We start from the raw sequence: 25,227 nt of genomic DNA, 5'->3' as shown, positions 1-25,227 counted from the left end.
CGTGGCATGACGCTCACCCCCTCCACCACGCCATCGTCACAGCAGACTCTCACCGAAGACGGGCTGAAGTTCGTCGGTGAATACCACCTCGCGACACTCACGACGTTGCGTCCGAACGGCACCCCGCACGTCGTAGCCGTCGGATTCACCTGGGATCAGGAAGCCGGAAAGGCGCGCGTGATCACCAGCGGTGGTTCGCAGAAGGCGATCAACGCCGCCCGGGGTGGATACGCCGCCGTCAGTTCGGTCGACGGTGGGCGCTGGCTCACGCTCGAGGGGCCTGCACGCGTGCTCACCGACGCGGACTCCGTGGCTGACGCCGTTCGGCGTTACGCCGAGCGGTACCGCCAGCCACGGGTCAACCCCGCGCGTGTGGTCATCGAAATCGACGTCACACGCATACTCGGGTCCGCGGCGTTCAAGGAAAGCTGATCAGTCGAGGACCGTCAGGCCGTGCGGACGGTTGTTGAACGACTCGCAACCGTCGGCGGTCACGACGACGATGTCCTCGATACGGGCGCCCCAATTGCCGCGGAAGTAGATTCCCGGTTCGATGCTGAACGCCATACCTTCGACGAGTTCGATGGTGTTGCCCTCGACGATGTACGGCTCCTCGTGTACGGACAGTCCGATACCGTGACCGGTGCGGTGAACGAAGACCTCTGCAAGCCCTTGTGCGGCAAGCACTTCGCGGGCGGCAACGTCCACGGATTCTGCGGATACTCCTGGCCGCACCGAGTCGACCGCAGCCTGCTGCGCCGCTTCGAGTACTGCGAACTGTGCTGCTACTTCGGCGGACGGCTGCCCCATGCTGTACGTGCGGGTGGAGTCCGAGTTGTATCCAGGCTCGACCGGTCCACCGATGTCGATCACCACGACGTCACCGCTCTCGATCACCCGGTCCGAAACCTCGTGGTGCGGATCGGCACCGTGCGGGCCCGATCCGACGATCACAAACGCGGCCTCGGTGTGCCCCTCTTCGAGAATCGCCGCTGAAATCGCCTCACCCACTTCGGCTTCCGAGCGGCCGACGATCAAGAACTCGGCCATGCGAGCGTGAACACGATCGATCGCCGCGCCAGCCCGTCGCAACGCTTCGATCTCGGCATCGTCCTTGACCATTCGCAATTCACGCAACACTCCGGTGGCGAGGATCGGCAACGCACCCAACGTGTCTGCGAGCGGGATCAGATGCAGCGCGGGCATCGCATCCGTCACCGCAACCTTGGCGCCGGCCGGAAGTTGCGACGCCACAATCGCATACGGATCGACACCGTCGACCCAGTCGAGGACTGTCAACCCGAGATCGCCCACCGCCGATTCCTTCAGCGACGCCAACTCCAAGCGAGGAAGCACAACGGACGCCTTCGCTGTGTCCGCGGCGATGACCAACGCGGTCAAGCGCTCGAACGAGTCAGCCCGAGAACCCGTCAGGTACCGCAGATCCGGACCGGGAGTCACCACCAGACCGTCGAGACCTGCTGATCGAGCCAACTCGGCGGCACGAGCGATACGTGCGCCGTACACGGCGCTGGAGAATCGGGAATCCTGTTCGGCTGGAGACGTCATGGCTTACAGGTTAGTGCCGACTGGCAGGATGGTGACCATGAGTGGGCCATTGCTTCTCCTCGACGGTGCCAGCCTGTGGTTTCGTGCGTTCTACGCACTGCCCGAGTCATTCGTCGACCCCGACGGCAGACCTGTCAACGCCGTGCGCGGATTCACCGACATGGTTGCTTCCCTGATCACCAAACACCAGCCGAGTCGTCTCGCGGTGTGCCTGGACCTGGATTGGCGACCACAGTTCCGCGTCGACGCCGTTCCGACGTACAAAGCGCATCGCGTCGAGGAAGGCTCTGACGGTTCGTCCGAGGAAGTCCCGGACACGTTGACACCTCAGGTCGACATGATCATGGACGTGCTCGCAGCAGCGGGTATCGCGACGGCGGGTGCTGTCGGCCTCGAAGCCGACGACGTGTTGGGAACGCTTGCCGCTACCGAGCGCGAGGATCTCACCGTCGTCGTCAGCGGTGACCGCGACCTTCTGCAGGTCGTCACCGACGAGTACGTGCCCGTTCGTGTTCTCTACGTCGGCCGCGGTTTGTCCAAGGCGGAACTGTTCGGACCGGTCGAGGTCGCCGAGAAGTACGGGGTACCCGGAGACCGTGCGGGCGAGGCATACGCCGAACTCGCGGTACTGCGCGGAGACGCCTCCGACGGTCTACCCGGCATCAAGGGTGTCGGTGAGAAGACTGCGTCGACGCTGATGCTGCGCTACGGCTCGCTGGCCGGACTTCGTGCGGCCGCGGCTGACCCCGAATCCGACATGGCCAAGGGAATTCGCGCGAAACTCACCTCACCAGAGGCAATGGCATACCTCGACGCTGCGTTGCCGGTGGTACGAGTAGTTCGCGACGCGGACGTTCAGTTCTCGAAGGACGACCGACTCCCGGCGACCCCCGTCGATCCCACACGCTTCGAGGAAGTGGCCGCTTCACTGAACATCGAACGCTCGGCCGGCCGGCTTGCCGCCGCGCTGAAGGCTGCGGCGGCAGGCCGTTCCGACCAGTAGAGCGTCAGCTCGGGCGGCTGACCTCGTACGTGCCGTTGTCGTCGACAAACGTCACGGTCACGTTCGACTTCACGCCCGCGATCGAGAGCGTGCAGGTGAACTTGTTGCCTGACTTGACTTCCTGGTCCGCGGGGCACTGAACGTTGCTCACGTTCTTTGCCCCGTAGGACTCGGTGACGATCTTCTCGACGCCGGCCTGAGCTGCGCTCTGATCGAGTGTGTTCTTGCCGAAAACACCGAACACCAGGGCAACCACGACGGCCGCCAGAACAACGAGAACACCGATCGCACCGAAGATCAGGGGCTTCTTCGACTTACCCGCCTGGTTTCCGGGCGCACCGGGACTCGGGAACGGCTGGGCCTGGTTCCACTGGTTCTGTTGTCCCGGGGCTTGGCCGGGTGCTGTAGCGCCCCACGCCTGCTGAGGCGCGGCAGCAGGAGGCTGACCCCACGCCTGGGTTGCATCCGGTGCTTGCTGTTGCCCGGGCTGACCCCACGGCTGAGCCGGAGGTTGTTGCTGAGGCTGGCCCCACGGCTGTTGCTGACCAGGCTGCCCCTGGCCTGGTTGCTGGGGCTGGCCGTACGCAGGCTGACCACCCGGCTGCCCAGGCTGACCGTAGGCAGGCTGGCCCCAAGGCTGTTGCTGACCGGGCTGCTGTTGCGGCTGACCCCACGGCTGTTGCTGGCCGGGCTGCTGACCAGGCTGCTGTTGTCCGCCCGGCTGCTGGGGATTCTGCCCCCACTGCTGCTCGTTCGGCTGCTGCTGATCACCAGGACCCCATTGCCGATTCGGATCGTTCGGTCCGTAAGGCCCGCTCATGTTCGCCTCCCACTCGAAATACCAGTCTGCGAATCAAACCACATAGTTGCGGTCATGCTGCGTCGACAGCAACTACCCCGCGACGAATCGCAGCTACCGCCCGCGCCGCGGTCTTCGCCACGTCGGCGTCCGTCGATGTCAGTCGGACCTGATCGAGGAGATCGATCACCTGACGACACCACCGGACAAAATCACCCGCAGACAGCGCGCGGCCTTGCACTCCGGCTGCGATCAGAGCGTCGACCAGCGAATTTTCACTAGCCCAGTGGTAAACGGCAGTGACGAATCCGAGATCGGGTTCGCGCGTCGGCGGCAGCTTGTGGCGAATTTCGTCCGACCGCAGTTCGCTCCACAGTCGTTGAGTGTCGTTGAGCGCGTGACGAAGTGCCGCGGTCGGCACCCGATCGACCGTGTCGCCGTCTCGACGTGATTCGTAGACCACCGAGGACACGACTGCCGCCAGTTCGGCCGGGCGGAGACCTGTCCACGCACCGGTCCGCAGGCACTCGGCGACCAGAAGGTCGCTTTCCGAATAGATGCGACTGAGTCGTCGTCCGGATTCGGTGACTTCGGGCGCTGCTTCGGCAGTCATGTACTCACGCTCTTTGAGCAGCGCGATGATTCGGTCGAACGTGCGCGCCAACGAGTTGGTGGTGGCCGCGGCCTTTTCCCTCATCGCCTGCGTTTCGCGGGCCAATCGGTTGTAGCGCTCACCGATCCGGCTCAGATGTTCGCGATCGGGCCAGCTGTGGCACGGATGCGAGCGAATAGCGCGTCGCAAAGTAGCGACCTCGGCGTCTTCGGACGCACCCGCCTTGTGACGCTTCTTCCGCCGAGGGGCGCTGATTCCGGTGCTACGCAACGCCGAGGCCAGATCGCGCCGAATCCGGGCAGTGTGGTGGTCGACATGCTTGGGTAGGCGCATCTTTCCCAAAGCCTCGGCTGCTTCCGGGAAATCGCTCGAGGAGAGTCGGCCGGCCCACTGATCGGCAGTCAGAACCAGCGGACGAGGGTCTTTCGGATCGTTGTCCGGAACGAGGACCACGGCCACTCCGGAATGACGACCGATGGGAATCGCGATCACGTCACCGCGGGTGAGTGCACGGAGGGACTCCACCGCATCTTCGCGGCGATCCTCGCGGCCCTTACGTTCGAGCGCCCGCTCGCGCGCACTGAGCCGCTCACGCAACGACGCGTATTCGAAGTACTCGCCGTCTGCACCACCGAGTTTCTCCTGCAAACCCTTCAGTGCTTCTTCGTTCCGTTCGATGCCACGCACCAGGCCGACCACCGAGCGGTCCGCTTGGAACTGTGCGAAGGAACGCTCGAGCAGCTTGCGTGAATCGGCCGCTCCCATGCGCTCGACGAGGTTGATCGACATGTTGTACGAGGGGCGGAACGAACTGCGGAGCGGGAACGTCCGTGTCGACGCCAAGCCGGCGACATCCGTCGGCTCGACCCCGGGCTGCCACAACACAACAGCGTGTCCTTCGACGTCGATGCCGCGACGGCCGGCCCGACCGGTCAGCTGCGTGTACTCCCCCGGCGTCAGTTCGGCATGCGTCTCGCCGTTGTACTTGACCAGTCTTTCGAGCACCACGGTGCGTGCCGGCATGTTGATACCGAGGGCCAACGTCTCGGTCGCGAAGACCGCTCGCACGAGACCCTTGACGAACAGTTCCTCGACTGTCTGGCGGAATGCCGGCAGCATGCCCGCGTGGTGGGAGGCCAGTCCGCGTCGCAGTGCCTTGCACCAGTCCCGATATCCGAGGACTTCGAGATCCTCTTCGGGTAGTTCCCCGGTGTGCTTCTCGATGATGGTGTCGATCTCGCGAACCTGCTCCGGCGAAGTGAGATCGAGTCTGGACCGCAGGCACTGTGCAAGTGCCGCATCACAACCGGCGCGGCTGAAGATGAAAGTGATCGCCGGGAGCAGTCCGGATTGATCGAGTTGAGCGATGACCTCAGGTCGCGGCAAGGGCCGGAAATCATTGGAACTCTGGTAGCTGCCACGCCGTCCGCGGCCACGCGGCTGCCAGCTCTCGACCCGTTCGAGCGCCTGACGCTGCTTGACGTGGCGAACCAGATCCTGGTCGACGAGTACGGTCTTCGGCCCAGCGGCGGGATGACTACGACTGTCGAAGAGATCGAAGATCCGTCGACCGACCATGATGTGCTGCCACAGCGGGATCGGCCGCGTCTCGTCCACGACCACGGTGGTGTCGCCGCGGACGGTTTCCATCCAGGCGCCGAACTCTTCGGCGTTGCTCACGGTCGCCGACAAGCTCACCAGGCGAACATCCTCGGACAGGTGCAGGATCACTTCCTCCCACACCGCCCCACGGAACCGGTCGGCCAGGTAGTGCACTTCGTCCATGACGACGTGCGAAAGCCCGCGCAGTGCCTCGGAGTTGGCGTAGAGCATGTTCCGCAGGACTTCGGTGGTCATGACGACCACCGGTGCGTCGGAGTTGATGCTCGAATCGCCCGTCAGCAGGCCGACCTCGCTCGCGCCGTAGCGCTCGACGAGCTCTGCGTACTTCTGATTGCTCAATGCCTTGATCGGCGTCGTGTAGAAACACTTGCGGCCGGCCGCGAGAGCCAGGTGGACAGCGAACTCACCGACCACGGTCTTGCCTGCGCCGGTTGGTGCGCAGACAAGTACACCGTGGCCCGCTTCGAGCGCAACGCATGCCTTCACCTGGAATGGATCGAGTTCGAATTTCAGGCTGGACGCAAACGTGCTCAGTTCACTCTTGTTCATAACCACCTCGTCAGGGTTTCACACGCCGCCGACGTGGTGGCACGGCGCTCAGAGAGTGTCAGTGAAATCCTGACCTGGTGCGTTGTCGCCGGCGGTGTCGGATTTCTTCGCGGCCGGAGCTTTGGGCTTGGACTTACGTCCGAACAATCCACTCGATTCGGCCTTGGGTTTGGTCGGATTGTCGAAAGCCTCGTTCAGATCGGACGGAGCCGAGATGGAGGAAGCTTCCTCGTCGGAGATTGCGCCCCAGTCTTCACCGGATCGCTTGGCCTTACGTTTGTCGTTGAGGCGAGCGATCTGGACCGCGACCTCGAAGAGAAGCGTCAGGGCCAATGCGAGCGCCAGCATCGAGAACGGATCCGAACCCGGGGTGGCAACTGCGGCAAAAACGAACAGCCCGAAGATCAATCCTCGACGCCAGGCCTTCAAACGCTCGTACGTCAGAATGCCGGCAAAGTTCAGTACGACCACGAGCAACGGAATCTCGAAGCTGACACCGAAGATCAGCAGCAGATTGATGATGAAGCCGAAGTACTCCGAACCACTGAGCGCGGTGATCTGGACGTTGTCGCCGATGGTCAGGAGGAAGTGCAAAGCCTTTGCCACGACGAGGTACGCCAGGATCGCGCCGAGGATGAACAATGCAGCACCGGCGGTGACGAATCCGACCGCGTATCGACGTTCCTTTGCGTAGAGGCCCGGGGTGATGAATGCCCACAGTTGGTACAGCCACACCGGGCAGGCAAGGACGATACCGGCGGTGAGCGCCACTTTGAATCGCAGCATGAACTGCTCGAACGGCCCGGTCGCCAGCAATCGGCACGCGTCGTCGGTGCTGAGGTTGGCGCGACTCTCGGACGGAAGCTCGCAATACGGTCCGCGAAGCAGATCGCCCAGGCTCTCGAGACCGAGTATCGAGTGTGAGTACCAGAAGAAGCCGAACGCCGTGGTGATGATCACGCCGAGGAATGCGAACAACAAACGAGTCCGCAATTCGTACAGGTGGTCGACCAACGACATGGTGCCGTCTGGATTGACCTTCCGCTTGCGGTTACGCGGGTCTAACGGAATACGCACTGTGCATCCTGGTCTTGGTCAGCAGACAACCGGGGTGAACGAATATTTCACCCCGGCTAGAACGCAGTGTGTACTAGAGCGGCTTGACTTCGGTCGGCTGCGCAACAGGTGCTGCTGCACCGTTTGCGACCACCGCGGTGTTGGCCGTCGGCAACTGTGCCGGAGCAGGCTGTGCGACCGGCGCGCTTGCGGGCGCCGCATCGTCGTTCTGCATTTCCTTGACTTCGCTCTTGAAGATGCGGAGGGAACGACCCAAACCGCGTGCTGCATCGGGAAGCTTCTTCGACCCGAACAGAATTACGACGACAACAGCGACAATCAGCCAATGCATCGGCTGCATTGCACCCATAACGACCTCCCATGATCAGATTCCTCGATGCTACCGGACACAACCGGCGCTCGGAGGTGTCAAAGCACTTACTTCAGCTACCTTTTACCTGTTTGTTTCCTGCGAACTCACTGAGGGTGAAGTTTCCCGAAGTTTTACGAACCGATTACGTCGTACGCGTCGAGTGCCGCAACGGCCCGATCGTGGACTTCGGAGACCAATTCCGGCGGATGCAGGACCCGAACACCCTCACCGAACCCGAGGACCAGCCTTGCCATCCATTCGAGAGTTCCGAAACTCATCGTCGCCTCGACCGACCCGTCGTCGTCCACGTGCACGACGTCCATCGGGTAGTAGTCGAGCATCCACACCCATTCTTTGGTGATGAACAACCGTGCTTCCGGAAGGGAACCGTCGCCGCTGAACAACTCGAGATTCGAATCCTCCTCGAGGGCTTGTGGCGGAGGATCGGCAGGTTCGTCGAGTTGGACTGCTGCGTCGATCCGATCGAATCTGAACAACCGCACACCCTCGGCTTGGCGACACCAGGCCTGGAGGTAGCTGTAGTTGTCGACCAACACGATACGAACGGGATCGACGATGCGCTCGGAGACCGCGTCGCGCGAGGCCGAGTAATACGTCAATCGAAGGGCGGTCTTGTCGGCGAGCGCGGCTCTGACCGTCGCGGCGATCGGGTCTTCGGCAATATCCGGAGCCGGCGAAGTACCGCGATCCTGGCCGACGGCTCGCGCCGCGGCCGAGCCTGCTGCGTCCTCGATCTTCGCGATAGCGCGCTGGGCCGAAGACGGATCGACCATGCCCGGCATTTCCACCAATGATCGAAGCGCGATCAGCAATGCAGTCGCTTCCGTTGAGGTCAGGCGCAACGGGCGATCGATTCCGGCCGAGAACGTGACCTCGATGCTTTCCTCGGAGAAAGACAGGTCGATGAGATCGCCCGGACCGTAGCCGGGCAGTCCACAGACCCACAGCTGATTGAGGTCGGTCATCAGTTGAGTGGTGCTGACACCGAGTTCTTCGGCAGCCTCGGCGGGACTGATACCCGGATTCGCGATGAAGTACGGCACGAGGTTGAGCAGCCGCGCCAACCGAGATGACAGTCGATTGCTCATCAGTTCTCCCCCTGTCCGTCGTTGCCGGTGATCGGGCTCGCCGCGGCGCGTAGCTTCGCGACGACTTCCGCACGCAAATCCGGTGGGTCCAACACCAGTGCATCCACCCCGTGTCCGGCGATCAACCGAGCGGTCCACTCCCAGGATCGGACGGGGACGGACAGCACGCTGCCGTCGCGATCGGTCAACCGCCGATCGGACGACGCCGTCGCAAGCCGGCGAAGCTCGTGTGCGCGACCGTCTGCGACCCACACCGTAGCGGTCCCGGTCACCACGCCCGACCCGGTCACCCGGTCGACGACCTCGCGAAGATCGACACCCTCGGGTTTGTGGACCGATCCGGCGGGCCCGAACTCCCTGACGTCGTCACCGATCCGGGAGAGCCGGAAGGTTCTCACCGCATCACGGTCGACGTCGTGCCCGACCAGGTACCACTTGCCGTTGTGCGTGACGACGCCCCACGGTTCGACGGTGCGTTCGGTGAACGGTTCGTTCAATGCACCACGGTGCTGAAAATGAACTGCTCGGCCGGCGTCGACTGCTGCAAGCAGCTTTCCGAGAGCGGGCTCCGAGCCGCGGGTGCGTGCGGGAATCGCAGTCACCGGTGCGGCACTGACTTCTGCGTCGACCTGCACGCCGGCTGCTCGGAGTTTGAGCAGCGCACTCTGGGCTGCCGAAATAAGTTCCGGAGATTCCCACAACTGCACTGCGACGGCGACGGCAGCAGATTCCTCGCTGGTGAGGTCCACGTCCGGAAGCTCGTAGGCATTGCGATTGATCCGGTACCCCTCGACCGTCGAGAACCGTCCTGCCAGACCGGTTTCCAAAGGGACACCCAGGTCACGAAGTTCGTTCTTGTCGCGCTCGAACATGCGACTGAACGCTTCGTAGTTCGCGGAATCGTTGTACCCGGCCACACTGTCGCGGATTTTCTCCGCCGTGAGGAACTGTCTGGTGGACAGCAATGCGATCACCAGGTTCATCAACCGCTCGATTTTTGATGTCGCCACGCCGAAATCCTAGTGGCTATCCGATAACCGAACGCGCGCCGGACACTTTCGTGCCCGGCGCGTCGCCGCAAAACAGACCTGCCGTCTTGTACAACTCGAAAATGAGGGACCTACATCGAAGCGATCAAACGCTCGACACGCTCGTCGACAGAACGGAAAGGGTCCTTGCAGAGCACAGTTCTTTGCGCCTGATCGTTGAGCTTGAGGTGAACCCAGTCGACCGTGAAGTCCCGGCCGGCGGCCTGGGCTGCAGTGATGAAGTCCCCCCGCAGCTTGGCGCGGGTAGTCTGCGGCGGATTCTCGACGGCCTCGTCGATCGTCTCGTCCTCGGTGACCCGCTTGACCAAGCCTTTGCGCTGCAGCACGTCGAAGACGCCGCGGCCACGTTTGATGTCGTGGTAGGCCAAGTCGAGCTGCGCGATCTTGGGATCGGACAGATCGAAGCCGTGACGGTCCTGGTAGCGCTGGAACAGCTTGCGCTTGATGACCCAGTCGATCTCCGTGTCGACCTTCGCGAAATCCTGAGCTTCGACGGCGTCGAGGGTACGACCCCAGAGATCGACAACCTGCTCGACCTGCGGGTCCGGTTCGCGGTTACGCAGGTGTTCGACTGCCTTGGAGTGGTACTCGCGCTGAATATCGAGAGCACTGGCCTGACGTCCACCGGCCAGCCGGACAGGCTTCTTGCCGGTCACGTCGTGGCTGACCTCACGGATGGCACGAATCGGGTTGTCCAGGGCGAAATCGCGGAACGAAACTCCGGCTTCGATCATTTCGAGCACGAGTGCTGCAGAACCGACCTTGAGCATCGTCGTCGTTTCGGCCATGTTGGAATCGCCGACGATCACGTGCAGACGGCGGTACTTCTCGGCGTCCGCGTGCGGTTCGTCGCGAGTGTTAATGATCGGACGCGAGCGAGTGGTCGCCGACGAGACGCCTTCCCAGATGTGTTCCGCACGCTGCGAGAGGCAGAACGTCGCAGCCTTCGGTGTCTGCAGCACCTTACCGGCGCCGCAGATCAACTGGCGCGTGACGAGGAACGGCAACAAGACATCCGAAATCCGGGAGAACTCCCCGGCGCGCGCGACGAGGAAGTTCTCGTGGCATCCGTACGAGTTTCCGGCCGAGTCGGTGTTGTTCTTGAAGAGGTAGATGTCGCCACCGATCCCCTCCTCGGCGAGTCTCGCCTCGGCGTCGATCAGCAGTTCTTCGAGCACACGCTCACCAGCTCGGTCGTGATTGACCAACTGGATGAGACTGTCGCACTCGGCCGTCGCATACTCCGGATGCGAACCCACATCCAGGTACAAGCGGGCTCCGTTGCGGAGGAAGACGTTGGAGCTGCGACCCCACGACACGACACGACGGAAGAGGTAACGAGCAACCTCGTCGGGGCTCAGTCGCCTGTGCCCGTGAAAGGTGCAGGTAACGCCGAATTCCGTCTCGATACCCATGATTCGTCTCTGCACACTTCGACAGTACAACCAGAATGCGAGGTTCACCCCTGTACTTCGATCGCGTCGTAAGTCACGACTCGACAACGTCGGGCGGCGGCATAGTGTGACGGTGTGAGCCTTATTCGCCGAAAAGTTGTCCGAAGCGACGTCAAAGTCATGGAAAGCACTGGAGCACTGCGCCCTTCCGTGCTCGACCCGACCATGCGGTTTCTCTCCAGAGCGGCCGATCACGGCGTTTTGTGGATGGTCGTCGCCGCCTTGCTCGCGCTGATCGGTGGCCGGCCCAGGAGGGCCGCGGCACGTGGGATGCTCGCACTTGCCGGTTCGAGCGCGCTGGCCAACGGCATACTCAAGCCCCTGTTTCCCCGGCGGCGCCCCCCGGCGCGTGTCTGGCTGAGCCCGAAGCGAGGAGTCGACATTCCGACGTCGTCCTCGTTCCCCTCCGGTCATTCGTCGTCAGCGGCGGCATTCACCGCGGCAGTGGCCATGGAATCCCCGGCGGCAGGCGCGGCCATCGCACCATTGGCCGCAGCGGTCGCGTACTCACGCGTTCACAACGGAGTGCACTGGCCGTCCGACGTGTTCGCCGGCCTCGCGGTCGGCGGCGCAATCGCTGCCGGCACACGACGTTGGTGGGCGGTGCGCGACGAAGAGCCCGCCGAACTCGGGCCCGAGTGCGTAGTTCCCGCGCTCTCTCGGGGAGAAGGCTTGCTGGTCTTCACCAATCCGGGTTCCGGCTCCGAGGACGACGGGATCGTCGAATCGATTCGAGAATCACTACCGGCAGCGATCATCTACGAATTCGACGCCGACATCGACTTCGACATGCAGATCGACGCCAAGATCCCCGAACTCTCGCCGAAAGCGTTGGGTGTATGCGGGGGCGACGGAACAGTGGTCACGGTCGCGACCGCGGCAACAAAGCACGACCTACCCCTTGCGGTTTTTCCCGGCGGAACGTTGAACCATTTCGCCCGTGACGTCGGCGCGGTGAACGTCGAGGAGACCGCGCAGGCAGTCGAGTCCGGCCAGGCCGCATTTGTCGACCACGCTGTGGTGCGCACGGATTCCGGCGTGACTGCACGCTTTCTCAACACCGCCAGCCTGGGTGGATACCCGGACGCCGTGCGGCTGCGGGAGAAGTGGGAACCGCGATTCGGAAAGTGGCCGGCCGCGGGCGCCGCAATGATCCGTGTTCTCGCGGCGGCGGAGCCGATGACTGTCACCATCGACGGGAAACCGACTACCATCTGGATGCTGTTCGTCGGAAACGGGCGATACTCCCCCGCCGATCAGGTGCCGATGTCGCGTCCGGAGATGAACCGTGGACTACTCGACGTCCGCTACCTGCGCGCAGACAAGAAGTTCTCGCGCTCACGTCTTCTGTTTGCAGCCGCCACAGGAACATTGGGCAGCTCGCGGGTCTACGTACGCGAACTCGTGTCGTCGATGTCGGTACGAGTGGCCGATTCACCAGTAGCTATCGCCACCGACGGCGAAGTGGTGGCAGACGCGCGCCGGTTCGATTTCGACACCGAACCGGGCGCGGTGGCCGTCTACAGAATCACGCAGTAACTCCCAGACCTGCAGTAACTACGAGGGTGCGTCGCCGTTTGCCGGCGGCGCATCCTCAGTTGCTACCGGAGCTGGAAGCATCTCTTCCAAAACCGTTCCAGCGATTCGTTTGAACGCGCGGCGTGGACGGTTGCTGTCGAGGACAGCAACCTCGAGCGCACTCACGTCGAGTGTTCGCGGTTCCGCCTCAGTGGTTCCGGCCGGTGCCGGGCCACCTTTTTGAAGCGCCCCTACCGCGATCCGCACTGCGGATTCGAGGTCGAGGTCTCGCTGGTACGACTCACGCATCGCCGTCACGATCGGTTCGGTTGTACCGCCCATGACGACAAATTCCTGCTCGTCCGCGATGGAACCGTCGTACGTGATCCGGTAGAGCTGAGCCGGCGTACTGCTTCCGAAGCGGCCGATCTCGGCAACGCAGATCTCGACCTCGTACGGCTTTGGCTGCTCTGTGAAGATCGTTCCCAACGTCTGCGCGTACGCATTGGCGAGGGAACGCCCCGTGACATCCCGACGGTCGTACGAGTACCCGCGCATGTCCGCGTGCACGATGCCCGCGCGGCGCAGATTCTCGAACTCGTTGTACTTGCCCACTGCAGCAAATCCGAGACGGTCGTACAGTTCGCTGACCTTGTGCAGCGCCCGCGACGGATTCTCCGCGACAAAGAGAACTCCGTCGCGGTAGGTGAGAACGACGACGCTGCGTCCGCGGGCAATTCCCTTGCGCGCCAATTCCGAACGATCGCGCATGATCTGTTCGGCTGATGCGTAGTACGGCATCGTCATAGCGCAGACTCCCCTTCCGGACTCGCGGTGGCAGTGCGAGCCGCGACGATCTCCCTGGCAATCTCGGCAGCCCGCGTTGTCGACAACTCCACCGCACCGGCGGAGGTGATGGTGACCGCTGTCGGATAGATCCCGCGTGTCAGATCGGGACCACCGGTAGCCGAATCGTCATCTGCTGCGTCGTACAGCGCTTCGACTGCGAATCGAAGTGCAGTGTCCTCGTCGATTCCCGGGGAATACAGCTTCTTGAGCGCCGATTTCGCGAACAGAGAACCCGACCCGACTGCGTGATATCCAGCGCGCTCCTCGTATCGCCCACCGACGACGTCGTAGGAGACGATCCGGCCGGCCGTTGACGGATCGACCGCGTCCAGGTCGTAACCCACGAGCAGCGGCACGACCGCCAATCCCTGCATCGCTGCTCCGAGATTTCCGCGAACCATCGACGAAAGTCGATTGGCTTTACCGTCGAACGTGAGTGGGACGCCTTCGATCTTCTCGTAATGTTCGAGTTCGACTGCGAAGAGCCGAACCAGTTCGATTGCGATCCCGGCCGTTCCGGCGATACCCGCAGCCGAGTAATCGTCGGTGACGTACACCTTCTGTACGTCACGGCTGGCGATGAGGTTGCCCATCGTCGCTCGGCGATCACCGGCGAGCAGAACACCACCCGCATAGCTGATCGCGACGATGGTGGTGCCGTGCGGAGCTACGTCTCCCCCGCCCATGACAACACCTCCTGTGTCGGCGAAGCGGTTCTGCGGAAGATGCTCCGGTGCATGCACACGAAGGTATTCCGAGAATGACGACAGATTCGAGCCGAAGCTCAACCGTGTGTCCCCGTCGGTGATCCGGGGCGCGCGATCCACCGTCACTGGCCGCCCTTCTGGACATAGGCGCGGACGAAGTCCTCGGCGTTCTCTTCCAACACGTCGTCGATCTCGTCGAGCAGGTCGTCGGTTTCTGCAGCCAGCTTCTCGCGACGTTCCTGGCCTGCGCTGCCGTCGCCACCAGTGGTTTCGTCGTCTTCGCCGCCACCGGCACGCTGCGTCTGTTCTTGAGCCATCGCCGTCGACCTCCTTGTGTGAAGGGAGCTCTCGCGAGCATCCTGTTCGGCCCAGCAGAGTCGGTAACTGATCCCGCTCGGACCTTCACCCTACCGAGCGGCACCGTCAGGTGTGGAGAGACGCGACGGCGAGCCGCATCGGCTGATTTCAGTGAGTGAGCTGATCAACCAATTCCGCGGCGCTGTCGACGGAGTCGAGCAACGCTCCGACGTGCGCTTTGGTGCCGCGAAGCGGCTCGAGGGTGGGGATTCGGATCAACGACTCGCCCCCGAGATCGAAGATGACCGAATCCCAGCTCGCGGCCGCGATGTCGGCACCGAATCGACGTAGGCACTCGCCGCGAAAGTATGCGCGAGTGTCGGTGGGAGGGTTCATGACCGCGTCGAGAACCTGTTGTTCGGTGACAAGCCGCTCCATGGAGCCACGAGCAACCAGGCGGTTGTACAGCCCCTTGTCGAGCCGCACGTCGGAGTACTGCAGATCCACCAGATGCAACCGCGGCGCCGACCACGCGAGTCCCTCACGATTGCGGAAACCTTCGAGCAGACGCAGTTTGGCCGGCCAGTCCAGGATGTTCGCGCACTCCATGGGATCGCGCTCGAGTAGGTCGAGAACCATCGCCCACTTGGCGACGATGTCGTCCGCTCGCGGATCACGATCGGTCGCACGGTCCAGGAACTTCGAGACACGTTCGAGGTAAATACGTTGCAGCGCAAGTCCTGTCAGTTCACGTCCGTCTGCCAGCGCCACGGTCTTGCGCAGAGTCGGGTCGTGGCTGATGTGGTGGACAGCGGTGACCGGACGGGCCAGTTGCAGATCGGTGAGGTCGACACCAGCCTCGATCAGGTCGAGTACCAGCGCCGTTGTTCCCACCTTGAGGTACGTCGACATCTCCGCGAGGTTCGCGTCGCCGATGATGACGTGCAGCCGGCGGTACTTGTCCGCATCCGCATGCGGTTCGTCGCGGGTGTTGATGATTCCGCGCTTGAGCGTGGTCTCGAGGCCTACTTCGACCTCGATGTAGTCGGATCGCTGCGAAAGCTGGAATCCGGCCTCGTCGCCGGACTGACCGAGACCCACACGACCGGAACCACAGATCACCTGCCGGGACGCGAAGAACGGCGTCAAGCCGGTCACGATCGAGGCGAACGGGGTGTCGCGCGAGCACAGGTAGTTCTCGTGCGTGCCGTACGACGCCCCCTTGCCGTCGACGTTGTTCTTGTACAGCTGCAGCCGTGGTGCACCGGGCACGCTGGATGCGTGCCGCGCAGCAGCTTCCATCACGCGTTCGCCGGCTTTGTCCCAGATCACGGCGTCGAGCGGGTCGGCGACTTCGGGGGCCGAATATTCCGGATGGGCGTGGTCGACGTACAACCGTGCCCCGTTGGTGAGAATCATGTTCGCGGCGCCGATCTCGTCCGCGTCGATCACCGGTGCGGGGCCGCTCATTCGCCCCAGATCGAAGCCTCGGGCGTCACGGAGCGGAGATTCGACCTCGTAGTCCCAGCGTGTGCGCTTGGCTCGTGGCACGCCCGCTGCGGCGGCGTAGGCAAGCACCGCCTGGGTTGAAGTGAGAATCGGATTCGCCGACGGCTCACTGGGTGAAGATATTCCGTATTCGACCTCGACACCGATGATCCGCTGCATGACACAAGAGCCTATGTGATTGAGGCGCGGCGCCTACAGGCGTGGCACAGTTGGAGGAATGCACCAACCTCTCACCGCAGACCTCAATCCCGCGGACGAGGTAGTCGCCGTGTACGACCGGACGGGTAATCCGATCGGCCGAGCGTCACGTTCCGTCGTCTACTCGGGCGGGCTCTGGCACGCGAGCGCAGGAGTCCTCGTTCGCACCGGGGACGGTTCGCGCATCTACGTCCATCGCCGAACCGACACGAAGGCAGTGTTCGGGGGCTATCACGACTGTCTTGCCGGAGGTGTCGTGGATCCAGGTGAGACGCCGCAGGAAACTGCGATCCGTGAAGTCGGTGAAGAGCTCGGAATCTTCGGAACGGCAGATCAGCCACTCCAACTAACGGAGATCGCTCGAAAATCCTGGGACGGCGAGTGGAACAATTCTCCGTTGCGCTGTCACCTGTTTGCGTTCGAACTCAGGTACGACGGTCCGATGGCTCATCAGCCCAGCGAGATCGCCGAAGGTTGGTGGTGGACGCCGAATGAACTCGGCGCCCACCTGCAAGACCCGTCGTGGCCGTTCGTTCCGGACTCACGCGCTCTGCTGGCCGACTATTGCTGGAGTTGAACAGCACTGGGACGGTGATCAGCCCGGGGTGATCGCCGAGAGCCACGCCGCAAACGCGCTGGGGTTGCGGGTCTGTGCGAGAACGCGTCCGGGGCCGGTGAAGTCGAAGACAAATCCTTCGCCGGACTTCATCGATTGAATAGTGCGTCCCTGAACGGCGCGCCGCATGTTGAAGTTCATCCCGAGGTCGTAGGCGACCACGTGACCGGTGTCGATCGTGATCGTCTCGCCCGGCTGCAAGTCGATGACGTCGATCGCGCCGTACACGGCCAGTACTACCTCACCGTCGCCACTTGCCCGCAGGCCGAATCCGCCCTCACCGCCGAAGAGGTTGGACATCCCTCCCCATTTGGACTCGACCGTGACGCCGTAGGAGTTGGCCAACCAGGTTCCACGGTTGAGGAAGAACGGACGATCGGACGTGATGGTCAGCGGGATCAGATCACCGGGAAGAACACCCGTCACATCGACCCAACCACCCTGCGGCGGAGCGGTATACGTCGTGACGAAAAACGATTCTCCACTGAGCATCGACCGCTTGAGGCCTTGCAGGACGCCGCCCTGCGCCTTCGCTTCGAGAACCACGCCGGCAGAATGCGCGAGCATCGCCCCGCTCTCCACGCGCAGCGGTTCGCCGGGCGCGAGGTAGCAGCGAGCGACGGTGGACGACGGATTGTGTCGAAGATGTATCTGCACGGCGGGACTCTAAACCAGCGCGACCGACCGGTCCAATCGCAGCGGAGGGAACAGCAGCGGCGCACCGATCGGGCCGACGACTCTCGAGGAGTGGCCGGCCCGATCGGTGTTGGTTTTCGCTACAGGTACTGGCCCGTGTTCGACTCCGTGTCGATCGCGCGGCTTGCACTGGCGTTCTTGCCCGTGACGAGAGTACGGATGTAGACGATCCGCTCCCCCTTCTTGCCCGAAATACGTGCCCAGTCATCAGGATTGGTGGTGTTGGGCAGATCCTCGTTCTCGGCGAACTCGTCGACGATGGAATCGAAGAGGTGCTGCACACGCAAGCCCGGAGCACCGGTGTCGAGCACCGACTTGATCGCGTACTTCTTGGCGCGGTCGACGATGTTCTGGATCATCGCACCCGAGTTGAAGTCCTTGAAGAACAGAACTTCCTTGTCACCGTTGGCGTACGTGACCTCGAGGAAACGATTCTCTTCGCTCTCCGCGTACATGCGATCGACGACGCGAACGATCATCGCCTTCAAGCATGCAGTGCGATCTCCACCGAACTCGGCGAGGTCGTCCGCATTGATCGGCAGACCGTCCACCAAGTACTTCGAGAAGATGTCCTGAGCAGATTCCGCGTCGGGACGCTCGATCTTGATCTTCACGTCCAGTCGGCCCGGACGCAGGATGGCCGGGTCGATCATGTCCTCACGGTTGGACGCACCGATGACGATGACGTTCTCGAGCCCTTCCACGCCGTCGATCTCGCTGAGCAGCTGTGGAACGACCGTAGTCTCCACGTCGGAGGAGACTCCCGAACCACGGGTACGGAAGATCGAGTCCATCTCGTCGAAGAAGACGATCACCGGAGTGCCCTCGGACGCCTTCTCTCGAGCACGCTGGAAGATCATCCGAATGTGACGCTCGGTTTCGCCGACGAACTTGTTCAGAAGTTCCGGGCCTTTGATGTTCAGGAAGTAGGACTTGGCGTCCTTGCTGTCCTGACCACGGGCTTCGGCGATCTTCTTGGCCAACGAGTTGGCGACTGCCTTGGCGATGAGTGTCTTACCGCAACCGGGAGGACCGTAGAGCAGTACTCCCTTCGGCGGTCGCAGTGAGTACTCGTGAAACAGGTCCTTGTGCAGGAACGGAAGCTCGACGGCGTCACGGATCTGCTCGATCTGACGTCCGAGACCACCGATGTCGTCGTAGTGAACGTCCGGAACTTCCTCGAGAACCAGATCCTCGACCTCGGCCTTCGGGATGCGCTCGAAGGCGTATCCGGCCTTGGTGTCGACGAGCAACGAGTCGCCGGGACGCAGTTTTCTGGTCGGGGAGTCAGCGTCGTACGCGATGATGTCGGCTTCGGGATCGGCGAAGACGGCCGCCAACGGTGCTGCGAGCCAGACGATGCGCTCTTCGTCGGCATGTCCTACCACCAGCGCGCGCAGTCCGTCGTCGAGTACCTCACGGAGCGTGCTGATCTCGCCGACCTGCTCGTAGGTGCCCGCCTCGACGATGGTGAGGGCCTCGTTGAGGCGAACCGTCTGTCCGAGGGCAAGGGTGTCCGTGTCGATGTTCGGTGAGCACGTCAATCGCATCTTGCGACCGGACGTGAACACATCGACGGTCTTGTCCTCGTGTACCGAGAGAAGGACTCCGTAACCGCTCGGCGGCTGACCGAGTCTGTCGACTTCTTCACGAAGTGCGATGAGCTGCTGACGGGCCTCTTTGAGGGTGTCCATCAGCTTGCTGTTTCGGATGGACAGCGAGTCCACCTTCGACTCCAGCTCACGCACCTGCTCCGGCGATTGTGCGAGTTGTCGGCGCAGAACCTGTGCTTCCACTCGTAGCGCGTGGAGTTCTTCTGCTGCCGCAACCGAATCCGGGTTCTCTGTCGAGCTCATGTGCGTCTCCTCCCAGTGCGATCCATCAACGCTACCGGCATAAGGCCCCAACTGTCGCCAGACACGGTGCGCGAGTGCGAATTCACACCCGCACGGGGACCGTGCCGACTGGTCTCGAGCCAGAGTTTGGTCATGTTAGCCTTGCCTACAAGATGGAGACAGCGCCTGTCTCTCTTTACAACGAAAGGTAACGCTGTGATCATCCGCAAGACTCTCATCAGCGCTTGTGCCGTCGCTGCCGTCCTGACCATGGGTGCATGCAGCTCGGACGACAACAAGGATTCGACGGCTGCCAGCTCGACTTCCGCCGCCGCCTCGAGTTCCACGGCCAAGGCCTCGGCTTCCGCCACGACGTCAGCTGCCGCTGCCGCAGCGGCTCCGACGGCCGAGGAGCTCAACGCCTCGCTCGTCGCTCTGATCGATCCGGCCAAGCCGATCGAGGAGAAGACCGCTCTGGTGGTCGACGGAACCAAGCGTCAGGCCAACATCGAGACGATGAGTGCTGCGCTGGGCGGTAACCCGGCCTACGCGATCACGTTCAACGTGGACAACGTCAAGGTCGACGGTCAGACCGCAACTGCAGACGTCGCCGTCGTCAGCCCGCACGGCGCCGCCCCGGCCACCCCGTGGACCTGGGAGCTCGAAGACGGGTCCTGGAAGCTGTCCGACACCTCGGCTTGCGTGCTCCTGGAAATGGGCCGCGCTTCCTGCACCGCATAACTTCCAGCTACAACAAGAGCGGCGATCCGGATACCGGATCGCCGCTCTTGTTGGTTTCGTGTGACTACTTGGCCGCGGTGTTCGAGCCCTTGCCCGCACGCCGTTGGGGCTTCGGGGTGACAGTTCCTTCGGCGAGACGACGAGCGCTCACGAGGAACGCGGTGTGGCCTTGCATCCGATGTTCGGGGCGCACCGCCAAACCGACGACGTGCCAACCGCGCACGATCGATTCCCACGAGCGCGGCTCGGTCCAGCATTCCTGCTCGCGCATCGCCTCGACGACCTTCGAGAGCTGAGTAACGGTCGCGACGTAGACGATCAGAACGCCGCCAGGCACGAGCGCCTTCGAGACGGCGGGCAGGACGTCCCACGGAGCCAGCATGTCGAGTACGACGCGATCGACCTTGCCGCCGTGCGCTTCCGGATCGAACTCCGCGAGATCGGCGATGGTCAGTTCCCAGTTCGGGGGACGCTCCCCGAAGAAGGTCTCGACGTTGCGGACCGCGTGTTCGGCGTGATCGTCGCGGACCTCGTAAGAGATGACCTTGCCCTCGGGGCCGACAGCACGCAGCAGGGAACACGTCAGTGCGCCGGAGCCGGCTCCTGCTTCGAGCACGCGTGCTCCGGGGAACACGTCGCCCTCGTGGACGATCTGAGCCGCGTCCTTCGGGTAGATGACCTGGGCACCGCGCGGCATGGAGAGCACGTAGTCCACCAGTAGTGGACGTAGAGCGAGGTAAGGCGTGCCGTTGACCGACTTGACGACGCTGCCCTCGTCGGCACCGATCAGGTCGTTGTGAACGATTCCGCCCTTGTGGGTGTGGTACTCACGGTTCGCCTCGAGGACGATCGTGTAGTGGCGTCCCTTGCCGTCGGTCAGCTGGACTCGGTCGCCTACGCGGAACGGACCTGACGGCCGCTTGCCCGGCGCAGTGAGATCAGCTTCTGGAAGGTCTTGTTCGGGAATCTCGGCGACAGCGGACTGCACAACCTCATCCACTTCGGTCGTGCCTTCTTCTGGTTGCAGCTCGTTCGCCATGCGCAGATGATCCCTGTTCGCTTGTTTCCGGTGTCCTCGCCACCGGCTCCGACGGAGTTGTCGGACCAACCGCATAGCCTGCCAGGTGTGAGCTCTGTCGAATTGCCAACCCCCACTCCAACGGGTGCAACATCACACGAGCGCCCGCGTAGTCGGCCGGCGCTCTCTCCGTCTCGGGCGGGTGACTACAAACAATGCCCCCTGCTCTATCGCTTCCGAGCAGTCGACAGAATTCCGGAAACGCCAACCAGAGCCCAGGTCAGAGGCACCGTCGTACACGCGGCACTGGAAGCACTGTTTGCACTCCCGACCGGTCACCGGGTTCCCGATCGCGCAGCCGAACTCGTCCGTCCCGCGTGGGAACGTGTCAGTGCCGAGACTCCCGAGGCCGCTGATCTTGTTCCGGAGGGCGAGCTGGATTCGTTCCTCGACGAAGTCGGCAAGCTCGTCGCGACGTACTACACGCTCGAAGATCCCACTCGATTCGATGCCGAGGCGTGTGAGGTCTACGTCGAGACCGAATTGGAGAACGGCGTTCGACTCCGCGGCTTCGTCGACCGGATAGACGTTGCACCGACGGGTGAGGTGCGGGTGGTCGACTACAAGACCGGAAAGGCGCCTCGCGAGTTCACCGAATCCAAGGCGCTCTTCCAGATGAAGTTCTACGCGCTCGTACTGCTGCGCACTCGCGGAATCGTTCCCGCACAACTGCGCCTGATCTATCTGGCCTCCGGCTCGATTCTCACGTACGCCCCGGACCACGACGAGCTGATCAGATTCGAGCGAACCCTCTCCGCCATCTGGAAAGCGATCCTCGCAGCAGGTGCGACCGGAGACTTCAGACCCAAGCCTGGCAAACTGTGCGACTGGTGCGATCACAAGTCACTGTGCCCCTCGTTCGGCGGAACACCTCCGCCGTATCCAGGTTGGCCGGACCTGCTGAGCACCGAACCTGTTGCCGCAAAGGAGAATTCATAACATGACGGACAGTTCGTATTACCGCTACCTCGGAACGACGGAGGAAGGGCACGAGCGGTTCGCGAGCACCCAGGCAACTGTCAGCATCTGGGGCCCGACGCTGCAGCACGGCGCTCCCCCGTCGGCACTGTTGGTACGAGCCCTCGAGCGGTGCGGTGCGCGCGACGAGACCCGTCTGACGCGTGTCGTCGTCGAGATTCTCGGACCGATTCCGATCGCCGACCTCGAAGTCCGGTCCTGGATCGAACGACCCGGTCGCCGTATCGAATTGATCGTCGCCGAACTGTGGGCGACCACCGCCGACGGATCTGCACGCGCTGTTGCACGAGGGACGGCATGGCGGATGGAGACAGTGGATACCGGTGACGTCGTCCACGTTGTCGATCCCCCGCTCGAACCCCGCGACAGTGGAACCCCGGGCGTTCTCGAGGGTCTCTGGAGCGTCGGCTACCTCAAGACCCTCGATTGGTCCTGGATTGCTCCGATCGGGTGCGTGGGCACCGGAAAGGTGTGGGCACGCCCCAAGCCCGAACTGGTCGAGGGCGAGAAGATGTCTGCCCTCGAGCGCTTGTTCGCGGTGGCCGACATCTCCAACGGCGTCGGCGCCAAGCTCGACCCGGAGCACTGGACGTTTCTCAACACCGATCTCACGGTGCACATCTTCCGCGTGCCCGAGGGTGACTGGGTCGGTGTCGCCGCCGAAACCACAACCGGTCCGGACGGCGTCGGCATGTGTGCGGGTGTGCTCTACGACGAGCAGGGTGCCGTCGGCCGTATCGCCCAGACTTTGCAGATTCGCGCCCGTTCCTGACTTCCAGGAACGGGCGCGAATGCGCGTAGATCTATTCAGGCAGTGATCAGAAAGCGCGTACCGAGCGGATGTTCGACGCGAGGATGGCCTTGGCACCGAGTTCGGCCAAGGCGTCCATCACCTGGTTGTGTCCCTTGATCGGGACCATCGCGCGAACCGCGACCCAGTCGGGATCGGCCAACGGCGAGAGCGTTGGCGACTCCATACCGGGTGTCATCTTGATGGCGTCGTCGAGAATGGTGCGCGGGCAGTCGTAGTCGATCATCAGGTTCTGCTGAGCGAAGACGATTCCCCGTACGCGTTCGATGAGCTGGTTGCGGGCGGGATCGTCCTGCGGAGCGCCGGTGCGCTCGATCAGGACACCCTCGGAATCGCAGAGCGATTCGCCGAAAGCCACAAGGTTGTGTTGACGGAGAGTGCGACCCGATCCGACCACGTCGGCGATCGCGTCGGCGACACCGAGCTGAATCGAGATCTCCACGGCGCCGTCGAGACGGATGACGGTGGCGTCGAGTCCGCGATCTGTGAGGTCCTTGCGGACGAGGTTCGGGTACGACGTCGCAATACGAAGGCCGGACAGATCCTCGACCGTCCAATCCTTGCCGGCCGGTGCTGCGTAGCGGAACGACGAACGGCCGAAGCCCAGCGACAGACGCTCGGACACGGGAGCTCCCGAGTCGCCGGCGAGGTCGCGACCGGTGATGCCGAGATCCAGTTCACCGGAGCCGACATAGATCGCAATGTCCTTGGGGCGCAAGAAGAAGAACTCGACCTGATTGGCAGGATCGAGGACGGTCAGATCACGGGAATCGGTGCGTCGACGGTAGCCGGCCTCGCTGAGAATCTCGGCGGCGGACTCGGACAGTGAGCCTTTGTTGGGAACTGCTACGCGCAGCATGGTGGATGTCCTTTCGGAAGGTGTGGTTGACGTGAGACGACGTGAATCGGAAGCCCTGGACGAGCGAGATGGCGAACATCTCGCTGGTCAGCTCCGATCACAGATGTCGGTACACGTCCTCGAGGGTCAGTCCGCGACCGACCATCAACACCTGCGTCCAGTACAGCAGCTGGGAAATTTCCTCAGCTAGCTGCTCATCGCTCTGGTATTCCGCAGCGATCCACACTTCACCGGCTTCCTCGATGACCTTTTTGCCCTGCGCATGTACACCGGCGTCGAGGGCGGCGACAGTGCCGGACCCCTCGGGGCGAGTAGCAGCACGCTCGGTCAATTCGGCGAACAAGGATTCGAAGGTCTTCACGGGTAGACATTCTTTCACGAGGACGGAAGCGGTTTTCACACGCCCACGAACAACGGTGTTCACAGCCCTGCGTCGAGGCTGCGCGAACTGACGAACCTGCGGGTCTGCCCGGTGATCGGATCTGGATACTCCAGCGCCCGCGCCAACAATCGCAACGGCGTGGAGAAGTCGCCGGGCACCGCGGGGAGGTACTGGGGGTAGTAATTGTCGCCGACGATCGGGATACCGAGAGAGTTCAGATGCAGGCGAAGCTGATGGGTCCGGCCGGTCCGTGGGAGCAACTTGTATCGCCCAAGTGTCCGGCCGACAGAGTCGGTGATCACCTCGATCAGTTCGATCGAGGTCTCACTGTTCGGCTCACCCGCGATCTCGGTGGCCGTCATCTCGCCGTGAACCTTGTTGATGCGACTGCGCACTGTGCGCGGAAAAGTCAGTTCCGGATCGAAGCCTGCAATCGCCTCGTATTCCTTGACGATCCGCTGCTCGGCAAAAAGTTCCTGGTACGGCCGTCGTAGGTCCGGTGTCATGGTGAACACGATGACCCCCGCCGTCATCCGGTCGAGGCGGTGAACTGGCGCAAGATCCGGAAGATCCAGGTCGCGACGCAGTCGCACGACCGCGCTTTCGACAATGTGTGCTCCCCGCGGAATGGTCGCCAGGAAGTGTGGTTTGTCGATCACGAGAATCAAGTCGTCGCGGTACAGGATCTCGATCTCGTGCGGGACCGGAATCTCGGGAGCTGGTTCGCGGTAGAAGTACACGAAACGGGTCGGCTGATAAGGCGTTTCGCCGGTGATCTTCCGCCCGTGCTCGTCGACGACATCCCCGGCGTTCACGAGGTCCGCCCACAGATCCCGCTCCCCCGGATTGTCGGCGATCAGGTGCTCGAGAACGGTACGCGCGGACGACTCGGCCGGCATCCGCAGCCGATCCGGCCCGAGACCGTTTCGGATCGGCAACGGGGCCTTGGGCACTGC

The 25,227-nt window shown here is 62.9% G+C and carries 25 protein-coding genes; 7 read left to right on the top strand and 18 right to left on the bottom strand.

Annotated elements, in window-relative coordinates:
- The first annotated feature begins 6 nt into the window (after positions 1-6).
- Positions 7-432: a PPOX class F420-dependent oxidoreductase gene (locus ACFQ6H_RS19880; RefSeq protein WP_030536346.1), complete on the top strand. Its 426-nt coding sequence runs from the start codon at positions 7-9 to the stop codon at positions 430-432.
- Here the strand turns inward: ACFQ6H_RS19880 and ACFQ6H_RS19875 are convergent, their stop codons facing one another.
- Positions 433-1,569, bottom strand: coding sequence for a M24 family metallopeptidase (locus ACFQ6H_RS19875; protein ID WP_378532954.1), 1,137 nt, complete (start codon positions 1,567-1,569; stop codon positions 433-435).
- Positions 1,570-1,606: 37 nt separating this feature from the next.
- Here ACFQ6H_RS19875 and ACFQ6H_RS19870 point away from each other — a divergent pair, with 37 nt between their 5' ends.
- Positions 1,607-2,572 carry a 5'-3' exonuclease H3TH domain-containing protein gene (locus ACFQ6H_RS19870; protein WP_378532952.1) on the top strand — a complete coding sequence of 322 codons (966 nt, stop codon included), beginning with the start codon at positions 1,607-1,609 and terminating at the stop codon, positions 2,570-2,572.
- A gap of 4 nt (positions 2,573-2,576) precedes the next feature.
- On the opposite strand, the gene ACFQ6H_RS19865 is transcribed toward ACFQ6H_RS19870, so the two are convergent.
- The 7 genes from ACFQ6H_RS19865 to pafA form a co-directional block, all read right to left on the bottom strand.
- A complete protein-coding gene (locus ACFQ6H_RS19865) occupies positions 2,577-3,392 on the bottom strand; it encodes a DUF4333 domain-containing protein (protein WP_378446049.1) in 816 nt (271 codons plus the stop codon).
- Between the two features lie 52 nt (positions 3,393-3,444).
- A complete protein-coding gene (locus ACFQ6H_RS19860; protein ID WP_378648061.1) occupies positions 3,445-6,156 on the bottom strand; it encodes a DEAD/DEAH box helicase in 2,712 nt (903 codons plus the stop codon).
- A 48-nt stretch (positions 6,157-6,204) separates the two neighbouring features.
- A complete protein-coding gene (tatC, locus tag ACFQ6H_RS19855) occupies positions 6,205-7,233 on the bottom strand; it encodes a twin-arginine translocase subunit TatC (protein WP_378532946.1) in 1,029 nt (342 codons plus the stop codon).
- Positions 7,234-7,306: 73 nt separating this feature from the next.
- Complete coding sequence (gene tatA / locus ACFQ6H_RS19850; RefSeq protein ID WP_003944836.1) at positions 7,307-7,582, bottom strand: Sec-independent protein translocase subunit TatA; 276 nt, start codon at positions 7,580-7,582, stop codon at positions 7,307-7,309.
- A gap of 134 nt (positions 7,583-7,716) precedes the next feature.
- Positions 7,717-8,694 carry a helix-turn-helix transcriptional regulator gene (locus tag ACFQ6H_RS19845; RefSeq protein ID WP_378648059.1) on the bottom strand — a complete coding sequence of 326 codons (978 nt, stop codon included), beginning with the start codon at positions 8,692-8,694 and terminating at the stop codon, positions 7,717-7,719.
- On the bottom strand, positions 8,694-9,704 hold the full coding sequence (locus ACFQ6H_RS19840) for a helix-turn-helix transcriptional regulator (protein ID WP_378532942.1): 1,011 nt from the start codon (positions 9,702-9,704) through the stop codon (positions 8,694-8,696). Before ACFQ6H_RS19840 ends, ACFQ6H_RS19845 begins: the two co-directional genes overlap by 1 nt.
- Before the next feature lie 110 nt (positions 9,705-9,814).
- A complete protein-coding gene (gene pafA, locus ACFQ6H_RS19835; protein WP_230815667.1) occupies positions 9,815-11,173 on the bottom strand; it encodes a Pup--protein ligase in 1,359 nt (452 codons plus the stop codon).
- A 144-nt stretch (positions 11,174-11,317) separates the two neighbouring features.
- On the opposite strand from pafA, the gene ACFQ6H_RS19830 reads away from it, so the two are divergent.
- Positions 11,318-12,736 carry a phosphatase PAP2 family protein gene (locus ACFQ6H_RS19830; protein WP_378532939.1) on the top strand — a complete coding sequence of 473 codons (1,419 nt, stop codon included), beginning with the start codon at positions 11,318-11,320 and terminating at the stop codon, positions 12,734-12,736.
- An 18-nt stretch (positions 12,737-12,754) separates the two neighbouring features.
- Here ACFQ6H_RS19830 and prcA read toward each other — a convergent pair whose 3' ends face one another.
- The 4 genes from prcA to dop all read right to left on the bottom strand — a co-directional run bounded on the left by prcA (position 12,755) and on the right by dop (position 16,236).
- A complete protein-coding gene (prcA, locus tag ACFQ6H_RS19825; RefSeq protein WP_378532937.1) occupies positions 12,755-13,522 on the bottom strand; it encodes a proteasome subunit alpha in 768 nt (255 codons plus the stop codon).
- Positions 13,519-14,397, bottom strand: a complete 879-nt coding sequence (gene prcB / locus ACFQ6H_RS19820) for a proteasome subunit beta (protein WP_230815669.1) — start codon at positions 14,395-14,397, stop codon at positions 13,519-13,521. Before prcB ends, prcA begins: the two co-directional genes overlap by 4 nt.
- A complete protein-coding gene (locus ACFQ6H_RS19815; RefSeq protein WP_003944925.1) occupies positions 14,394-14,588 on the bottom strand; it encodes a ubiquitin-like protein Pup in 195 nt (64 codons plus the stop codon). The genes prcB and ACFQ6H_RS19815 overlap by 4 nt, the downstream gene beginning before the upstream one ends.
- A 148-nt stretch (positions 14,589-14,736) precedes the next feature.
- Positions 14,737-16,236 carry a depupylase/deamidase Dop gene (gene dop, locus ACFQ6H_RS19810; RefSeq protein WP_378648057.1) on the bottom strand — a complete coding sequence of 500 codons (1,500 nt, stop codon included), beginning with the start codon at positions 16,234-16,236 and terminating at the stop codon, positions 14,737-14,739.
- 58 nt (positions 16,237-16,294) lie between these two features.
- Here dop and ACFQ6H_RS19805 point away from each other — a divergent pair, with 58 nt between their 5' ends.
- Entirely contained in the window at positions 16,295-16,852 is a 558-nt protein-coding gene (locus tag ACFQ6H_RS19805; protein WP_378648055.1) for an NUDIX domain-containing protein, read from the top strand.
- A gap of 18 nt (positions 16,853-16,870) precedes the next feature.
- Here ACFQ6H_RS19805 and ACFQ6H_RS19800 read toward each other — a convergent pair whose 3' ends face one another.
- Both ACFQ6H_RS19800 and arc read right to left on the bottom strand, forming a co-directional pair.
- Positions 16,871-17,548 (bottom strand): TIGR00266 family protein, encoded by a 678-nt coding sequence (locus tag ACFQ6H_RS19800; RefSeq protein ID WP_230815672.1) that lies wholly within the window; start codon positions 17,546-17,548, stop codon positions 16,871-16,873.
- Positions 17,549-17,667: 119 nt separating this feature from the next.
- The gene (gene arc, locus ACFQ6H_RS19795) at positions 17,668-19,443 is read right to left on the bottom strand and encodes a proteasome ATPase (protein ID WP_003944870.1); all 1,776 of its coding nucleotides are present in this window, start codon (positions 19,441-19,443) and stop codon (positions 17,668-17,670) included.
- A gap of 195 nt (positions 19,444-19,638) precedes the next feature.
- Between arc and ACFQ6H_RS19790 the strand changes: the two genes are divergently transcribed.
- Positions 19,639-20,163 carry a hypothetical protein gene (locus ACFQ6H_RS19790; RefSeq protein WP_378532930.1) on the top strand — a complete coding sequence of 175 codons (525 nt, stop codon included), beginning with the start codon at positions 19,639-19,641 and terminating at the stop codon, positions 20,161-20,163.
- 64 nt (positions 20,164-20,227) lie between these two features.
- On the opposite strand, the gene ACFQ6H_RS19785 is transcribed toward ACFQ6H_RS19790, so the two are convergent.
- On the bottom strand, positions 20,228-21,202 hold the full coding sequence (locus tag ACFQ6H_RS19785) for a tRNA (adenine-N1)-methyltransferase (protein WP_378648053.1): 975 nt from the start codon (positions 21,200-21,202) through the stop codon (positions 20,228-20,230).
- Between the two features lie 87 nt (positions 21,203-21,289).
- Between ACFQ6H_RS19785 and ACFQ6H_RS19780 the strand changes: the two genes are divergently transcribed.
- Positions 21,290-22,180, top strand: a complete 891-nt coding sequence (locus tag ACFQ6H_RS19780; RefSeq protein WP_378648051.1) for a RecB family exonuclease — start codon at positions 21,290-21,292, stop codon at positions 22,178-22,180.
- A 1-nt stretch (position 22,181) separates the two neighbouring features.
- Positions 22,182-22,991 carry a thioesterase family protein gene (locus tag ACFQ6H_RS19775; RefSeq protein ID WP_378544051.1) on the top strand — a complete coding sequence of 270 codons (810 nt, stop codon included), beginning with the start codon at positions 22,182-22,184 and terminating at the stop codon, positions 22,989-22,991.
- Positions 22,992-23,037: 46 nt separating this feature from the next.
- Here ACFQ6H_RS19775 and hisG read toward each other — a convergent pair whose 3' ends face one another.
- The 3 genes from hisG to ACFQ6H_RS19760 all read right to left on the bottom strand — a co-directional run bounded on the left by hisG (position 23,038) and on the right by ACFQ6H_RS19760 (position 25,170).
- Complete coding sequence (hisG, locus tag ACFQ6H_RS19770; protein ID WP_095970083.1) at positions 23,038-23,889, bottom strand: ATP phosphoribosyltransferase; 852 nt, start codon at positions 23,887-23,889, stop codon at positions 23,038-23,040.
- 97 nt (positions 23,890-23,986) lie between these two features.
- Entirely contained in the window at positions 23,987-24,250 is a 264-nt protein-coding gene (locus tag ACFQ6H_RS19765; RefSeq protein ID WP_003944933.1) for a phosphoribosyl-ATP diphosphatase, read from the bottom strand.
- Between the two features lie 59 nt (positions 24,251-24,309).
- Complete coding sequence (locus ACFQ6H_RS19760; RefSeq protein ID WP_378648134.1) at positions 24,310-25,170, bottom strand: pseudouridine synthase; 861 nt, start codon at positions 25,168-25,170, stop codon at positions 24,310-24,312.
- Positions 25,171-25,227: the final 57 nt, after the last annotated feature.

The organism is Rhodococcus sp. NPDC056506 (assembly GCF_042794945.1).
In the GTDB taxonomy this organism is placed as follows: Bacteria; Actinomycetota; Actinomycetes; order Mycobacteriales; family Mycobacteriaceae; genus Rhodococcus_F.
The sequence above is the reverse complement of the archived record's forward strand: the minus strand, read 5'-3'. Positions and strand labels throughout refer to the sequence as shown.

What these genes read in the sequence shown, in the direction of transcription:
- ACFQ6H_RS19785 (WP_378648053.1), bottom strand. Translation starts at nt 21,202, where the DNA reads ATGGCGAACGAGCTGCAACCAGAAGAAGGCACGACCGAAGTGGATGAG.
- ACFQ6H_RS19870 (WP_378532952.1), top strand. Translation starts at nt 1,607, where the DNA reads ATGAGTGGGCCATTGCTTCTCCTCGACGGTGCCAGCCTGTGGTTTCGT.
- ACFQ6H_RS19860 (WP_378648061.1), bottom strand. Translation starts at nt 6,156, where the DNA reads ATGAACAAGAGTGAACTGAGCACGTTTGCGTCCAGCCTGAAATTCGAA.
- tatA (WP_003944836.1), bottom strand. Translation starts at nt 7,582, where the DNA reads ATGGGTGCAATGCAGCCGATGCATTGGCTGATTGTCGCTGTTGTCGTC.
- ACFQ6H_RS19845 (WP_378648059.1), bottom strand. Translation starts at nt 8,694, where the DNA reads ATGAGCAATCGACTGTCATCTCGGTTGGCGCGGCTGCTCAACCTCGTG.
- hisG (WP_095970083.1), bottom strand. Translation starts at nt 23,889, where the DNA reads ATGCTGCGCGTAGCAGTTCCCAACAAAGGCTCACTGTCCGAGTCCGCC.
- arc (WP_003944870.1), bottom strand. Translation starts at nt 19,443, where the DNA reads ATGAGCTCGACAGAGAACCCGGATTCGGTTGCGGCAGCAGAAGAACTC.
- ACFQ6H_RS19815 (WP_003944925.1), bottom strand. Translation starts at nt 14,588, where the DNA reads ATGGCTCAAGAACAGACGCAGCGTGCCGGTGGCGGCGAAGACGACGAA.
- dop (WP_378648057.1), bottom strand. Translation starts at nt 16,236, where the DNA reads ATGCAGCGGATCATCGGTGTCGAGGTCGAATACGGAATATCTTCACCC.
- ACFQ6H_RS19805 (WP_378648055.1), top strand. Translation starts at nt 16,295, where the DNA reads ATGCACCAACCTCTCACCGCAGACCTCAATCCCGCGGACGAGGTAGTC.
- prcA (WP_378532937.1), bottom strand. Translation starts at nt 13,522, where the DNA reads ATGACGATGCCGTACTACGCATCAGCCGAACAGATCATGCGCGATCGT.
- ACFQ6H_RS19880 (WP_030536346.1), top strand. Translation starts at nt 7, where the DNA reads ATGACGCTCACCCCCTCCACCACGCCATCGTCACAGCAGACTCTCACC.
- ACFQ6H_RS19875 (WP_378532954.1), bottom strand. Translation starts at nt 1,569, where the DNA reads ATGACGTCTCCAGCCGAACAGGATTCCCGATTCTCCAGCGCCGTGTAC.
- ACFQ6H_RS19830 (WP_378532939.1), top strand. Translation starts at nt 11,318, where the DNA reads ATGGAAAGCACTGGAGCACTGCGCCCTTCCGTGCTCGACCCGACCATG.
- ACFQ6H_RS19775 (WP_378544051.1), top strand. Translation starts at nt 22,182, where the DNA reads ATGACGGACAGTTCGTATTACCGCTACCTCGGAACGACGGAGGAAGGG.
- ACFQ6H_RS19865 (WP_378446049.1), bottom strand. Translation starts at nt 3,392, where the DNA reads ATGAGCGGGCCTTACGGACCGAACGATCCGAATCGGCAATGGGGTCCT.
- ACFQ6H_RS19760 (WP_378648134.1), bottom strand. Translation starts at nt 25,170, where the DNA reads ATGCCGGCCGAGTCGTCCGCGCGTACCGTTCTCGAGCACCTGATCGCC.